Annotated in this window: 9 protein-coding genes; 3 read left to right on the top strand and 6 right to left on the bottom strand. The window is 73.2% G+C overall.

Annotated features, from left to right (window positions below; all coding sequences use genetic code 11):
* Window positions 1-3: 3 nt before the first annotated feature.
* Complete coding sequence (locus tag ACFY0K_RS02685; protein ID WP_390638258.1) at window positions 4-3,099, bottom strand: glycoside hydrolase family 2 TIM barrel-domain containing protein; 3,096 nt, start codon at window positions 3,097-3,099, stop codon at window positions 4-6.
* Window positions 3,100-3,371: 272 nt separating this feature from the next.
* Here ACFY0K_RS02685 and ACFY0K_RS02680 point away from each other — a divergent pair, with 272 nt between their 5' ends.
* On the top strand, window positions 3,372-5,756 hold the full coding sequence (locus ACFY0K_RS02680) for a SpoIIE family protein phosphatase (protein WP_390638256.1): 2,385 nt from the start codon (window positions 3,372-3,374) through the stop codon (window positions 5,754-5,756).
* Between the two features lie 209 nt (window positions 5,757-5,965).
* Here the strand turns inward: ACFY0K_RS02680 and ACFY0K_RS02675 are convergent, their stop codons facing one another.
* Genes ACFY0K_RS02675 through speB form a run of 4 tightly spaced genes read right to left on the bottom strand, consistent with a single transcriptional unit; the run spans window position 5,966 to window position 9,550 of the window.
* Window positions 5,966-6,361: a YybH family protein gene (locus ACFY0K_RS02675; protein WP_390638255.1), complete on the bottom strand. Its 396-nt coding sequence runs from the start codon at window positions 6,359-6,361 to the stop codon at window positions 5,966-5,968.
* Window positions 6,358-7,011 carry a cyclase family protein gene (locus ACFY0K_RS02670; RefSeq protein ID WP_390638254.1) on the bottom strand — a complete coding sequence of 218 codons (654 nt, stop codon included), beginning with the start codon at window positions 7,009-7,011 and terminating at the stop codon, window positions 6,358-6,360. Before ACFY0K_RS02670 ends, ACFY0K_RS02675 begins: the two co-directional genes overlap by 4 nt.
* Window positions 7,012-7,016: 5 nt before the next feature.
* Complete coding sequence (locus ACFY0K_RS02665; RefSeq protein WP_390638253.1) at window positions 7,017-8,585, bottom strand: purine-cytosine permease family protein; 1,569 nt, start codon at window positions 8,583-8,585, stop codon at window positions 7,017-7,019.
* On the bottom strand, window positions 8,582-9,550 hold the full coding sequence (gene speB / locus ACFY0K_RS02660) for an agmatinase (RefSeq protein ID WP_351955151.1): 969 nt from the start codon (window positions 9,548-9,550) through the stop codon (window positions 8,582-8,584). The genes ACFY0K_RS02665 and speB overlap by 4 nt, the downstream gene beginning before the upstream one ends.
* Window positions 9,551-9,703: 153 nt before the next feature.
* On the opposite strand from speB, the gene ACFY0K_RS02655 reads away from it, so the two are divergent.
* Together ACFY0K_RS02655 and ACFY0K_RS02650 are read left to right on the top strand one after the other, a co-directional pair.
* Entirely contained in the window at window positions 9,704-11,191 is a 1,488-nt protein-coding gene (locus ACFY0K_RS02655) for a PucR family transcriptional regulator (protein ID WP_390638252.1), read from the top strand.
* 108 nt (window positions 11,192-11,299) lie between these two features.
* A complete protein-coding gene (locus ACFY0K_RS02650) occupies window positions 11,300-11,752 on the top strand; it encodes a cupin domain-containing protein (protein WP_390638251.1) in 453 nt (150 codons plus the stop codon).
* A 63-nt stretch (window positions 11,753-11,815) separates the two neighbouring features.
* Here the strand turns inward: ACFY0K_RS02650 and helR are convergent, their stop codons facing one another.
* Entirely contained in the window at window positions 11,816-13,990 is a 2,175-nt protein-coding gene (gene helR, locus ACFY0K_RS02645) for an RNA polymerase recycling motor ATPase HelR (RefSeq protein WP_390638250.1), read from the bottom strand.
* Window positions 13,991-14,233: the final 243 nt, after the last annotated feature.

Below are 14,233 nucleotides of genomic sequence, written 5' to 3'. Positions count from 1 at the left end.
GCCTCAGACGTCGAGGCGGGTGATCCGCACCGCGCCCGTGGCCGCCCCCGGGTGGGCGCTGGTCAGGGTCAGCCGGATCCGGGAGCCGCGTGCCGCGGTGAAGGTGATGGCGGTCGGGGTGTCCGAGGCGGTCGCCCAGTCCACGGCCGTGTCCCGCACCGCCCGGTACGCCGTGCCGTCCCAGACGGCCACCTCGACCGAGGCGGGGAGGGCGTGGGTGGCGTCCACGGTGAAGGAGACGTCCACCCGGTCGTAGGTGCGGGTGCGCCCGTGGTCGACGGACACCCAGTCGGTGGTCCGGGCACCGCCGAAGGCGGGCAGCAGGGCGGTGGCCGACTTGGCGAAGGCGTTGGACCAGCCGGTGGCGGGGTCGCCGTCGAGCATGGCGGCCGGGAGGGTGTCCGGCCGGCCGGAGTAACTGGCGTCCGCACAGGGGAAGTCCGGCGGGGACGGGTGGTCCGGGCCGAAGTCCGGGGCGGGGGTGCTCGCCGCGGTGCGGGCCGGGGCGGTGCGCACGGTCGTGGTGCCCGTACGCAGGCCGGCCACCCGCGCGGTCAGCTTGAGGGGTCCGGGCTTCGTACCGGAGCGGACGACGGCGAGAGCCTTGCCGTGGAAGGCGGACCGGGTGCTCGCCTGGTAGCGCTCGGCGCTCTCCTCACGGCCGTTGTCGAGCCCGGCGAGCGAACCGCCGGTCACCGCGAAGGAGATGAGGTGCTCGGCGTCGGGCACCACCACGCCGTGCGCGTCGACGATCTCGGCCGTCACGAAGACCAGCGAACGCCCGTCGGCGGCAAGGGACTTGCGGTCGGGTGTGAGGCGGACGGCGTGCGGGGCACCGGCGGTGCGCAGGACGTCGGTCGCGACCGCCTTGCCGTCGCGCCGGGCCACCGCCTTCAACTCGCCCGGCCGGTAGGGCACTTTCCAGGCCAGGTGCAGTTTGCCCGCGCTGCCGTTGGGGCTGGTGTAGCTGCCCGGGTAGGGGCCGGTGGTGAAGGTCTTGTCGTCGCCGGTGGGCTCGGTGGTTTCCAGGTAGGCGCGGCCGTCGGTGGTCTCCTTGGTGTCGAACTCCCGTACTCCCAGGGACGTTCCGTTCAGGAACAGCTCGACGGAGGGCACGTTGGCGTAGGCCCACACCTCGACCGTGTCCCCCTCCTCGTGGTTCCAGCTCATCGGCAGCAGGTGCACCATCGGCTCTGTCACCCACTGGCTGCGGAAGAGGTGGTACATGTCCTTCGGGAAGCCGGCCGTGTCGACCGCGCCGAAGAAGGACGACTTCACCGGGAACACGTCGTACGGCGTCGGCTCGCCGATGTAGTCGATGCCCGACCACAGGAACTGGCCCGCGAACCACTTCCGGTCCCGGTCCTTCTTGTGGCCGTACTCGCCGCTCATCGTCCAGGAGGCGAGGTTGTTGTCGTAGGACGAGGTCGCGCGGCGGCCGGGGGTGTGGTTCTCGCCGGTGTTGAGGTGTTCCGGCTCCTGGTACGTGCCGCGGGTGGACGTCTCCGAGGAGGACTCGGACTCGAAGAGGAACAGGTGCGGGTAGGCCGCGTGCAGTGCGTCGACGGACCTGGCGGTGTTGTAGTTGAGGCCGAGTCCGTCGAGCTTGGCCAGCATCAGGTCGGCGGCGGAGCCCTGCTTGGGCACGCTGCGGTACTTGTCGGAGCCGATGACCAGGGGGCGGGTGTCGTCGGCGGCCCGGATCGCGGCGATGATCCGGTCGGCCATGGCGAGGCCGGCGGTGGAGGTGGAGTCGGGGATCTCGTTGCCGATGGACCACAGGACGACGGCGGGCGAGTTGCGGGCGGCGAGGACCATCTCGGTGGCGTCCGCCTCGCACCACTCGTCGAAGAAGCGGCCGTAGTCGTACGTGGTCTTGCCGGTCCGCCAGCAGTCGAAGGCCTCCACCATCATCACGATGCCCAGTTCCTCGCAGACCTCGATCATCTGCGGCGAGGGCGGGTTGTGCGAGGTGCGGAAGGCGTTGACGCCCATCGACTTCATGATGGTCATCTGTCTGCGCACCGCGTCGGCGCTGATCGCCGCGCCGAGGGCGCCCTGGTCGTGGTGGAGGTCGACGCCCTTGATCTTGGTGGGGACGCCGTTGAGGGAGAAGCCCTCGTCGGGGTCGAAGCGGTAGCTGCGGATGCCGAAGACCGTGCGGTATATGTCGGTGACGATGCCGCCGACCCGGAGTTCGGTGAGCAGGGTGTAGCGGTGCGGGGCCTCGACGGACCACAACCTCGGTCTCGCGACGGTCAGTTCATGGGTCTCGGTGGCAGCACCGGTGACCGTGACCGTGGAGGTGGTGCGGGCGACCGTACGGCCGTCGGGGTCGGCGATCCGGGAGACCACCGTGACGTCCGCGCCCTCGCCGGACTCGTCCACGACTGCGGTCCGCACCCGCACCACGGCCCGCTCCGCGGTGATGTCCGGGGTGGTGACGTACGTCCCCCACCGCGCCACGTGCACGGGATCGGTCACCACCAGGCGGGCCTCGCGGTAGATGCCACTGCCCGAGTACCAGCGGCTGCTGGGCAGTTGGTTCCGCACCTTGACCGCGAGGACGTTCTCGGTGCTGCCGTCGGTGTGCAGCAGGCCGGTGAGGTCGAAGGCGAAGCCGGTGTAGCCGTAGGGGTGGCGGCCTGCCTCGGTGCCGTTGCAGTAGACGTAGGAGTCCATGTAGACGCCGTCGAACTCCACCGAGATCCGCTTGCCCGCGCAGTCCGGCGGCAGGGTGAAGGCGAGCCGGTACCAGCCGAGGCCGCCCGGGAAGAAGCCGGTGCCGCCGGTGGTGCCGTGGTCGGTGGTGGGGGTCTGCTCGATGCTCCAGTCGTGCGGTACGGCGACCTGCCGCCAGGCCGAGTCGTCGTACCCGGGGTCGGCGGCGTCCGCGTAGCCGCCGGTCGGGTCGGTGATCCCGCCCGGATTGACCAGCGCGAACCGCCAGCCGTCCCGCAGGGCGACCGTGCGGCGCCCCCTGACCTGCGAGAACGTATCCGCGTCCGGGGCCGCCCAGGCGCCCGGGGCGCCCAGCAGGACGCCGGCCGTCGGGGCTGCCGTGGCGGCTGCCAGAACCGATCTGCGTGTGACCGTCATGGTGCGGCTCTCCCTCATCAGGGCCCAGATCTACTCACAACTGATCGCGAACAAACAGATTCTGACGGAGCGGCACTTGTGTCCGTCAAGGGTCCGGAAGCCTCCGCCCTCCCCTTTCGTCCCGGCGGCCGGTCCCCGTTCGGTACCCCGGACAGGGCCCGGCACCGACCGGCCGCCCGCCGCCGCCTGCCGGTCACGGGAGGGTCCGAAGCACTACCCTGAACACGAGTGGTGCACCTGTTGACTGTGAGTGTGCGCTTGGGAGTGGCGAGATGAGCCGGGTCTATCCCTTCGACGATGCGGCGACGGCCCGGGCGGTCATCGGCGAGGACGGCACACTGACCGAGTGGAGCGAGGGCGCGCGGCGGCTCCTCGGCCACCCGGCCGAGGACGTCGTGGGCCGGCCCGCGGCGCTGCTGCTCGCCGGGGACGTCGCACCGCGCGCGCCCGTCGGCACCCGCTGGGACGGCACCCTCGGACTCCGCCACCGGGACGGCCGTACGGTCCCGGTCTGGCTGCTCGCCCACCACACCCCGGCCCACGACGAACGGCCCGGCCACTGGATGGTGGTCTCCCCGCTGGCCGGCGGCGGGCCGCGCACCCCGGACGATCCGCTGGCCACGGCCACGCTGACGCAGTCGCCGTGCGCCATCGCGGTCTACGACGACCAGCTCAGGCTGCGCCGGATGAACGAGGCGATGGCCCGGGTCATCGGGCTGCCCGAAGAGCGGGTCCAGGGGCTCAGGGTCACCGAGATCGGCGGCAAGCCGGAGAGCGGGGACCTGGAGCGGAGCATGCTCCGGGTGCTGGCCTCCGGCCGGCCGCTGGACGTACAGACGTACACGCGGAGCGGCGGCGAGGACCGGGCGCACGCCTGGCTGGCCCGGGTGGCGCCGGTCACCGACGCCGCGGGGCGGGTGCGGGGCGTGAGCCTGGCCGCCCACGACTTCACCGAGAACTACCTGGCGAGGGAGCGGCTCCAGCTGGTCAACGCGGCGAGTGTGCGGATCGGCAGCACCCTCGACGTCATCCGGACGGCCCAGGAGCTGGCGGACGTGTGCGTCCCTGCCCTCGCCGACCTCGTCACCGTCGACCTGCTGGACCCGCCGGAGGACGGCGGCGACCTCCCGGCCCGGCTGAGCGCGCCGGTCACCCTGCGCCGCATCGCACACCAGTCCGTGCTCCCCGGCGTCCCCGAGGCGGTCCTCAAGCCCGGGCAGACCGAGGTCTACCCGGCCACCTCACCGCAGGCCGACTCGCTGACCGCGGGGCACACGATCGTGGCCTCGGTGTCGTCCGGCGAGCTGGACGAGTGGCTGAGCTGGAACAAGGTCCGCGGGGAGCGGGTGCGCGAGTTCGGCGTGCACTCCTCGATGTCGGTGCCGATCCTGGCCCGCGGCACCACCCTGGGGGTCGCGGTGTTCCGGCGGCACCGGCGGCTCGACCCGTTCGGGCCGGACGACGTGCTGCTCGCCGAGGAGATCACCGCCCGGGCCGCCGTCTGCATCGACAACGCCCGCCGGTACTCGCGCGAGCGGGAGACCGCGCTGGCCCTGCAGCGCAGTCTGCTGCCCCGGACACTGCCGCGCAGCGCCGCCCTGCAGGCCGCCTCCCGCTACCTGCCGGCGGCGCGGGCCGGGGTGGGCGGCGACTGGTTCGACGTGATCCAGTTGTCCGGGCTGCGGGTCGCCATGGTCGTCGGGGACGTCGTCGGCCACGGTGTGCAGGCCTCGGCGACGATGGGGCGGCTGCGGACCGCCGTGCGCACCCTCGCCGACATCGACCTGGCACCGGACGAGCTGCTCACCCACCTCGACGACCTGGTGCTGCGGCTCTCCGAGGAGCAGGGCGGCGAGGGCAACCCGGGCGAGGTCGGCGCGACGTGCCTGTACGCCGTCTACGACCCGGTGTCGCGGCGCTGCACGCTGGCCCGCGCCGGGCACCCGCCGCCCGTCCTGCTGCGCCCGGGCCACCTCCCGCACCTGCTCGACCTGCCCGCCGGTCCCCCGCTGGGTCTGGGCGGGCTGCCGTTCGAGTCGGCCGAGGTGACGCTGGACGAGGGCACGGTCCTGGCGATGTTCACGGACGGGCTGATCACCTCCCGGCACCGGGACCCGGACACCGGCCGACGGCTCCTCCACGAGGCGCTCGCGGCGTACAGCGACTCGCTGGACGAGACCTGCGACCGGATCCTGCACGCCCTGCTGCCGTCCGGTGGCGCGGCCGACGACGTGGCCCTGCTGCTGGCCCGCACGCAGGGGCTGCCGCCGAGCCGGGTGGCGTCCTGGGACATCCCCGCGGACCCGGCCCTGGTCGCGCCGATCCGCAAGCAGGTCGTCGAGCAGCTCGACGTGTGGGACCTGAGCATGGCCGCCTTCACGACGGAGCTGGTGGTCAGCGAGCTGGTCACCAACGCCATCCGGTACGGCGCCCATCCCATCGGGCTGCGGCTGATCCACGACGCGGCCACCCTGATCTGCGAGGTCTCCGACGCCAGCCACACCGCTCCGCACCTGCGCCGGGCCAAGACCTGGGACGAGGGCGGCCGGGGCCTGCTGCTGGTGGCCCAGCTGACCCAGCGGTGGGGCACCCGGCACACCACGGAGGGCAAGACGATCTGGGCCGAACTTTCCCTCTTCGAGGACGAGGGCCCTTGAGCGGTGGGGTGCCGTGTCGGGTCGTCGGCCGGGTGCGGCGCCGTCATGGCTGGTCGCGCAGTTCCCCGCGCCCCTTGCGGGGCGCTGTCAGCGGGCGTGGGAGACAGGTGGCCGTGGACCGTGCGCCAGCCTCGGTCGGCTGCGGCGCCGTCGTGGCTGGTCGCGCAGTTCCCCGCGCCCCTTACGGGGCGCTCCTCAACCGTCCGCAGTCAGACGGTCGTGGGAGACAGGTGCTCGTGGACCGCTTGCCAGGTCTCGTCGGTGGTGCGGTGGAAGACGATGGTCTCGCGTTCGTGGAGGGTTTCCTCGCCCGCTGTGGTCGAGACGCGGGTCGTCACCGAGTGGGTGAAGACGGCGGTGTCGCCGAGGAGCTGGAGGTGGCGGTCGGCCGAGTCGCAGGCGAGGACCCGGAAGGCGTCCTCGTCGGTCCACTGCTGCCAGAGGGCGCGGTACTCCTCGGTGGAGTCCAGGCGCCGGCCGGTGGTGTGGAAGACGAAGGTGGCGTCGGGCGCGAAGGCGGCGAAGTAGGCGTCGGTGCGGCCCTCGGCGAAGGCGGCGATCAGGGCGTCCGCCGCGGCGAGGACGGTGTCGTGGTCGTTGCTCAAGGCTTCGGCTCCGAGATCCGGGCCACGGCGCGGACGGGTGCGCCGTCCGCGCCGGGCAGGTGCAGGGGGAAGAGGCTGACGTGGACGTCGTGGCCGCTCTGCTGGGCGTCGAGGACCTCGGCGAGGTTGGTGAGGTTCTCGGCGATGACGGCGTCGGCGCCGCACAGGATGCGGTGGGCGGGGAGGGTGTCGCCGGGGGTCGGGTCGACGCTGAGGGCGTCGATGCCGACGGTGTGGATGCCGCGGGCGACGAGGAGGGCGGCCGCCGCCTCGGTCAGGTAGGGGTGGTCGTGGTAGGCGTCGGTGCCCCAGTGCGCGGACCAGCCGGTGGCGATCAGTACGATCCGGTCCGCCCGGACGCGGGCGAGCAGGTCGGTCCCGATGGCCGCCCGGGGCGGAAGGCCCCGGGCGTCGACGACGTGGGCCGGGCCGTCGAACCGGTTCAGCGGCAGCTGGTCCAGTGTGGGCAGGCCGTCCTCGATGTGGGACGGGGCGTCCACGTGGGTGCCGGACTGCGACCCCATGTGCAGCTGGAGGACGTTGACCCCGTCGTGGGCGGCGGTGAGCGCGGGCCGGATGTCCACCTGCGGGTCGCCGGGGTAGACCGGCATGCCGGTGCGCAGCGGCACGGACAGGTCGATCAGGCGCATCCCGCTCACACCTCCGCGGGCTCGGGGGCCGCGACGGGGGCGCCGTCGGCGGCGGTGATCGGCGGCACCGGGGTGTCGACGGCGCGCACCAGCCGCGGGCCCTCGGGACCGAAGACGGCGCGGGGCTCGGGGAAGAGCCACAGCAGGGCCAGGTAGAGGACCGCGGCGAGGCCCAGGCCGACGGGCAGCGAGATGTCCACGCCGCCCGCGAGGTCGCCGAGGGCGCCGACGAACTGGCCGGGGAGGTTGACGAACTGGACCGCGAGCAGGGCGGCGGCCAGCCAGGCGGCCATGCCGCGCCAGTTCCAGCCGTGCGTGAACCAGTAACGCCCGCCCCGCTGACGGCGGTTGAAGACCTGCAGTGAGTCGGGGTCGTACCAGCCGCGGCGGGTGAGGAAGCCCAGGGTCATGATGACCATCCACGGGGCGGTGCAGACGATGATCAGCGTCGCGAAGGTGGAGATGGACTGGGTCAGGTTGGCGGCGAACCGGCCGACGAAGATGAAGGCGATCGACAGGATGCCGATGAACACGGTGGCCTGCACCCGGCTGAACCGGGGGAAGACGCTCGCGAAGTCGAGGCCGGTGCCGTAGAGCGAGGTGGTGCCGGTGGACATGCCGCCGATCAGCGCGAGCAGGCAGACCGGCAGGAAGTACCAGGACGGCGAGACGGCCAGCAGGCCGCCGACGTAGTCCGGGGCGCTCGGGTCGAGGAAGTTCCCGGCCTTCGCGGCGATGATCGAGGCGGTCGCCAGACCGAAGAAGAACGGCAGGATCGTCGCGATCTGGGAGAGGAAGGCCGCGCCCATGACCCGGCGGCGCGGGGTGTCGGCGGGGATGTAGCGGGCCCAGTCGCCGAGGAACGCCCCGAACGAGACGGGGTTGGAGAGCACGATCAGCGCGGAGCCGATGAACGCCGGCCAGAAGCCCGGGGTGCTCAGCGAGTGGAAGCTGCCCTGGTAGCCGGGGTCGAAGTCGCCGCCGAAGGCGAAGAGGCCGAGGACGAAGAGCAACGAGGCGGCGGCCACCGCGATCTTGTTCACGAAGAGCATGAACCGGAAGCCGTAGATGCACACCGTCAGCACCAGCGCGGCGAACAGGCCGTACGCCAGCGCGTAGACGCCGTCGTTGGTCGGCAGGTGGAACATCCGGTGCGCGCCGCCGACGAGGGCGTCGCCGGAGGACCACACGGAGATGGAGAAGAAGGCGACCGCGGTCAGCAGGGAGAGGAAGGAGCCGACGACCCGGCCGTGCACGCCCAGGTGGGCGGAGGAGGAGACCGAGTTGTTGGTGCCGTTCAGCGGCCCGAACACGGCCAGCGGCGCGAGGATCAGCGCGCCGACGGCCAGCCCGAGGCCGGTGGCCGCCAGGCCCTGCCAGAAGGAGAGCCCGAACAGGATCGGGAAGGCGCCGAGGACGCAGGTGGCGAAGGTGTTCGCGCCGCCGAAGGCGACCCGGAACAGGTCGAGCGGCCGGGCGGTGCGGTCGGCGTCCGGGATGCGCTCCACCCCGTACGTCTCGATCTCGGTCAGCGACGGGGCGTCGTGCTGCTCCGCTTGGGGGCTGGTGGTCATGTCTGCTCCTCGCGAGGGCCGGCGGAGTCCAGGGTGAACAGGCTGATCAGGTCGTAGGCGACGTGCGACGCGGCGACGGAGGTGATGTCGGCGTGGTCGTAGGCGGGGGCGACCTCGACGACGTCGCCGCCGACGAGGTTGAGCCCGGCGAGGCCGCGCAGGATCTCCAGCAGCTCACGCGAGGTCATGCCGCCGGCTTCCGGGGTGCCGGTGCCGGGGGCGTGTGCGGGGTCGAGGACGTCGATGTCGACGGAGACGTACAGCGGCCGGTCGCCGATGCGCTGCCGCAGCGCGTCCACGGTCTCGTCGACGCCCCGGCGCAGTACGTCGGAGGAGGTGACGATGCCGAAGCCGAGCCGGCGGTCCTCCTCCAGGTCCCGCTTGCCGTACAGGGGGCCGCGGGTGCCGACGTGGCTGAGCGCCTCGGTGTCGACGATGCCCTCCTCGACGGCGCGGCGGAACGGGGTGCCGTGGGTGTACTCGGCACCGAAGTAGGTGTCCCAGGTGTCGAGGTGGGCGTCGAAGTGGAGCACGGCGACCGGCCCGTGCCGCTTGGCGACCGCGCGCAGCAGGGGCAGTGCGATGGTGTGGTCGCCGCCGATGGTGACGAGTTTCGTGCCGTCGGACTGGAGGCGGGAGGCCTCGTGCTCGACGGTCTCGATCGCCTCGTTGATGTCGAAGGGGTTCACCGGGATGTCCCCGGCGTCGGCGACCTGCGCCGTCGCGAACGGGGACACGTCGAGCGCCGGGTGGTAGGGGCGCAGCAGCCGGGACGCCTCGCGGACGGCGGCCGGGGCGAACCGGGCGCCGGGCCGGTAGGAGACGCCGGTGTCGAAGGGCACGCCGACGACGGCGATGTCCGCGCGGGGCACCTCGTCGAGGCGCGGCAGCCGGGCGAAGGTCGCGGGTCCCGCGTAGCGGGGGATCCGGGAGGAGTCCACGGGTCCACGGGGCTCGGTCGTCATGGGGAACCTTCCTGTCGAGCCTTGGGCGTACACCGCCGGGTGGGCGGACCCTGGACCGGAGCTGGTGGTTCCGGTGGCGGGGGGATGCCTCAGTGTGCGGACGGCCGGCCGACAGGGTCAATTGTTGACGGCACGAAGAACTACAGTGGTCTTGTGCCCGACCACAAAGCGACGCCGCGTTCCGTTCTCACCGTGGGCGACCTGCTGTCCTTCCCCGCGTTGCAGATGCGTCTGCTCGCGGGCGGCGGCGGCCTGGGCCGTACGGTCTCCTGGGCACACGTCAGCGAGCTGGAGGACCCCACCCCGTGGCTGCAGGGCTCGGAGGTCCTCATGACCGTGGGCCTCGCGGTACCGCGCGGCGGCGACGCACAGCGGCGCTATCTGGAGCGCCTCGACGACGCGGGCGTCGCGGCGCTGGTCCTCAGCACCCAGCTGCGCACCCCGCCGCTGCGGCAGGCCTTCCTCGCGGCGGCCGAGGAGCGCGGCTTCCCGGTCATCGAGGTGCCGCTCACCGTTCCCTTCGTGACCATCGCCCAGGAGGTCGCCGCCGCGGTCAGCGAGAAGTCCGCCGAGCGGCTCGGCGCCCAGCTCCAGGTGTTCGGCGCGCTGCGCTGGATGGCCGAGGAGAACCTCGACATCCCCGCGCTCTTCGACCGGCTGGAGCAGCTCAGCGGCTACCGCATCTTCCTGTGCACCCCCCAGGGGCGCCCGCTGCTGCCCGGCGTCCCGGCACCGGAGGACCTGTCGGTGCTCCCGGCGCACCCGGACGCCCCGCCGACCGTGCCCGGCGGCTTCGTGCTCCCCGTCCTCGGCCCGGGCGGCGCGGCCGGCTACCTGGTCGCGCTGGAGCAGGCCGGTGCGCGCCCGGCCGGGCTGGCCGTCGTCCAGCACCTGGCCACCGTCGCCGCGCTGCGGCTCGCGATGGTGCGCCAGGAGCGCGAGGTGCTGCGGCGGGAGGGTGCGGAGACCCTCGCGGAACTGCTCCAGGACACCCTCGACGCGGCCGGCGCCCAGCGCCGGCTGGCCCATCACCGTCTGGACGCCCAGCGGCCGGTCGTCCTCGCGGTGCTCCGGCGCGCCCAGGACGAGCAGCTGGACGGCGCCCTGTCCGGCCACCCGCACCTGACCCTGCGCCGCGGCGAGGACCGGCTGGTGCTGGCCGAACCCGGCTTCACGGAGGCCCTGGCCGACCTGCCGGGCGCGGTGTGCGGGGTGAGCCGGCCCGTCACCGTCGGCGAGCCGCTGCGGGTCGCCCTGCAGGAGGCGGAGTGGGCGGCAGGCCGCGCGGAGGAGGCGGGCAAGCCGCTCCTCCACTACGGCGAGGACGCCACCGGACGCTGGCTGCCGGAGGACCGCCGGCTGCTGGCCGCCCTCGTCGAGCAGGTCCTCGGCGCGGCCCTGCGCTACGACCGGACGCACGGGTCACAGCTGCTGGTCTCCGTCCGCACCTGGATGGAACGCGACCGGCGCACCGAGGACGCCGCCGCGGCCCTGCACATCCACCCCAACACACTCGCCTACCGGCTGCGCCGCTTCGGCGAGGTGACCGGCCGGGACCTGTCGACGACGGCCGCCTTCACCGAGGTCTGGTTCGCCGTGCGCGCGGCGACCGAGCTGGGCGTGGCGGTCGCCGGGCCGTAGCGGGCGCCCGCGACACGTCACCGCCCGCCGATTGCGAAAGCAACGGTCACCTGCCCGCCCGGCGTACAGTCGGTCACGGTCGGCACCGGACACGGAAGGGACGGCTCAGTGTCGGAGAACCCACCGCACGCCCATCCCGGCGACGACCCGGACGACCCGGACGGCCCGAGCTGGACCCGGGCGGTGCAGGTGCTCCAGGACGCCGCTCCCCTCACCATCCCCGAGGGCGCGTCGGCGATGACCATCCGCGTCGAGTGGGAACCCGGCGATCCCGGAACCCCACCGCACCGCCACAGCGGCCCCGCGTTCGGGTACGTCCTCAAGGGCGCGGTCCGCTTCGAACTGGAAGGCGAGCCGGAGCGGATCGTCGAGGCCGGGGGCACGTTCTGGGAGCCGGGCGGTGATGTCATCCACTACCAGGACGGCAACGCGCTCGCCGACACCAGGACCGAGTTCGTGGTCACCATGATGTGCGCGCCGGGCAAGCCGATGCTGGAGCTGGTCGAGGCCGAGGAGCTGAGGCGGCGCGCCCGTCTGCGTGCTCCCCGGCCTGCGGGCTGACCCGGCCGAGCGTGTGTGTCGTCCGCGGCGCCGTCGTGGCTGGTCGCGCAGTTCCCCGCGCCCTTACGGGGCGCTGGTCAGGACCACCAGCTGCCGGGTCGCCCGGGTCATCGCGACGTAGCGGTCGACGCCGCCTGTCACGCCCGTGCCGAACCTTTCCGGGTCGACGAGGACGACGAGGTCGAATTCGAGTCCCTTCGACAGTTCCGGGGTGAGCGCGCTGATCCGGGGCGTCGGTGTGAACCCGGGGTCGCCGATCACGCAGGCGACGCCCTCGGTGTGGCCCGCGAGCCAGGTGCCGAGGATCTCGTCCCGCTCGGACACGGATCCGTGGACCACGGGCAGGCCGCCGCCGCGGATCGAGGTCGGCACGTTGGCGTCCGGGAGCACGGCCCGGATGACCGGCTCGGCCTCCGCCATGACCTCTTCCGGGGTGCGGTAGTTGATGTTGAGCGAGGCCAGCTCGATCCGGTCGAACCCGACCCGTGCCAGGCGTTCCTGCCATGTCTCCGTGAACCCGTGCCGTGCCTGGGCGCGGTCCCCGACGATGGTGAAGCTCCGGGAGGGGCAGCGCAGCAGCAGCATCTGCCACTCCGCGTCGGTGAGCTCCTGGGCCTCGTCGACGACGATGTGGGCGAACGGGCCGGCCAGCAGGTCGGGAGCGGGGACGGCCAGTTCGGACTCGTCGACCAGGCTGACCTTGGCGTCCTCCCCGCGGAGCATGATCACCAGGCCTTCGCCGTCGTCGCCGTCGGCGCCGGAGTCCCGGACGGCCCCGATCAGGTTGTCGACGACCTGGGTCATGCGCTCGCGCTGGGCGGCGAGCACGGCCTCCTGCCGGCGTTTGCGCCGGGAGGTCTCCGGGTCGCCGAGCCGCTGCCGGGCCGCGTCCAGGAGCGGCAGGTCGGACACCGTCCAGGCCTGGGCGTCGGCGCGCTGGAGCCTGCGTACGTCGTCCGGGCCGAGCCAGGGGGCGCACAGCCGCAGGTAGGCGGGCACCGACCAGAGGTCCCCGACCAGGTCGGTCGGCTCCAGCAGCGGCCAGGCGCGGTCGAGGGTGTCGACCAGGTCCCGGTCCCGCTGCAGTGACCTGCGGAACTCCTCGGCCGCCACGTCGGCACCGCGGTACTTCTCCAGCAGGATGGTGGCCAGCTCCTCCCAGATCTGGTCGCGGGCCTCGTTGTGCGGGGTGCCGGGAGCCGGTGCCCGGAACGCGTCGGCCCAGTCGTCGGCGGTCAGCCGGAGGTCGCCCCAGTCGGTGGTCACCGTCATTCCCCGGGCCGGGGGCTCCTCGTAGAACCGGACGGCGGTCTCGACCGCCCGCACCATGTCCGCGGACGACTTCAGCCGGGCCGCCTCCGCGTCGGTCTCGACGGCGGCGGTGGCACCCTCGTCGACGAGGTCCCGCAGGACGCAGGTCTGCACGCCCTCCTCGCCGAGGCTCGGCAGGACGTCGGAGACGTAGTTCAGGTAGGGCCGGTGCGGGCCGACGAACAGCACCCGGCCCCTGCGGTGGCCGAGCCGCGGGTCGGAGTACAGGAGGTGGGCGGTGCGGTGCAGGGCGACGACCGTCTTGCCGGTGCCCGGGCCGCCGTCGACGACGAGGGCGCCGCGGGATCCGGCGCGGATGATCGCGTCCTGGTCGGCCTGGATGGTGGCGAGGACGTCCCGCATCCGCTCCGAGCGGTCGGCGCCGAGGCTGGCGATGAACGCGGACTGGTCGTCGAGCGCGGCGTGCCCGTCGAGCCCGTCCGCGGTGAACACCTCGTCCCAGTAGTCGCTGATCCGGCCGTCCGTCCAGCGGTACCTGCGCCTGCTGCGCAGCCCCGCCGGGTCGGCATGGGTCGCCGCGAAGAACGGCTCGGCCGCGGGCGACCGCCAGTCGATCAGCAGCCGGCGCCCGGTGCTGTCGGTGAGGCCGAGGCGGCCGATGTACACGGGCTCGGGGTCGTCGATGCCGACCATACGTCCCAGGCACAGGTCCAGGCCGAAGCGGCGCAGGGTGCGCAGGCGTCCGGTCAGCCGGTGGACCTCGGCGTCCCGGTCCATCGCGGCCCGGCCGGTGCCGCCGGGCGCCCTGAGCTCGGCGGCGAGGCGGTCGGACAGTTCGGCGATCGTCCGGGCGAGGCACTCGGCGACGGCGGCCAGCTGCCGCTCGTCGTCGGCGATCAGGGCCGGGTCGGCCTTGGCGGAGAGCCGCTCGGGCAGGTCGAAGGGGCTGGTGGTCAGGGGGTTCAAAGAATCAGCTCCGTGGGGTGGCCGTGCGGCCGCAGGCACGTACGGCAGGGCGTCCGGGAGGACGGGACGAAACAGGCGGACACGGGGGCGGGGACGGCTACCGCCGTCCGGAATTGATCGCGGGTGTGGTGGGTGGCAGGCAGGTCGCGAGGCCGTCGTGGCTGGCCACACCAGCACGGCGGGGCCGCACCATCGGGCAGCGCCCGCGCTGGTCGCGCGCGGCGGCTCCGTCACGGCCGGTCG

It is taken from the genome of Streptomyces sp. NPDC001507 (assembly GCF_042894765.1).
In the GTDB taxonomy this organism is placed as follows: domain Bacteria; phylum Actinomycetota; class Actinomycetes; order Streptomycetales; family Streptomycetaceae; genus Streptomyces.
Note: the sequence above shows the minus strand (reverse complement) of the source record. Positions and strands in the feature narration are given on the sequence as shown.

What these genes read in the sequence shown, in the direction of transcription:
- ACFY0K_RS02685 (WP_390638258.1), bottom strand. Translation starts at nt 3,099, where the DNA reads ATGACGGTCACACGCAGATCGGTTCTGGCAGCCGCCACGGCAGCCCCG.
- ACFY0K_RS02680 (WP_390638256.1), top strand. Translation starts at nt 3,372, where the DNA reads ATGAGCCGGGTCTATCCCTTCGACGATGCGGCGACGGCCCGGGCGGTC.
- ACFY0K_RS02670 (WP_390638254.1), bottom strand. Translation starts at nt 7,011, where the DNA reads ATGCGCCTGATCGACCTGTCCGTGCCGCTGCGCACCGGCATGCCGGTC.
- ACFY0K_RS02665 (WP_390638253.1), bottom strand. Translation starts at nt 8,585, where the DNA reads ATGACCACCAGCCCCCAAGCGGAGCAGCACGACGCCCCGTCGCTGACC.
- speB (WP_351955151.1), bottom strand. Translation starts at nt 9,550, where the DNA reads ATGACGACCGAGCCCCGTGGACCCGTGGACTCCTCCCGGATCCCCCGC.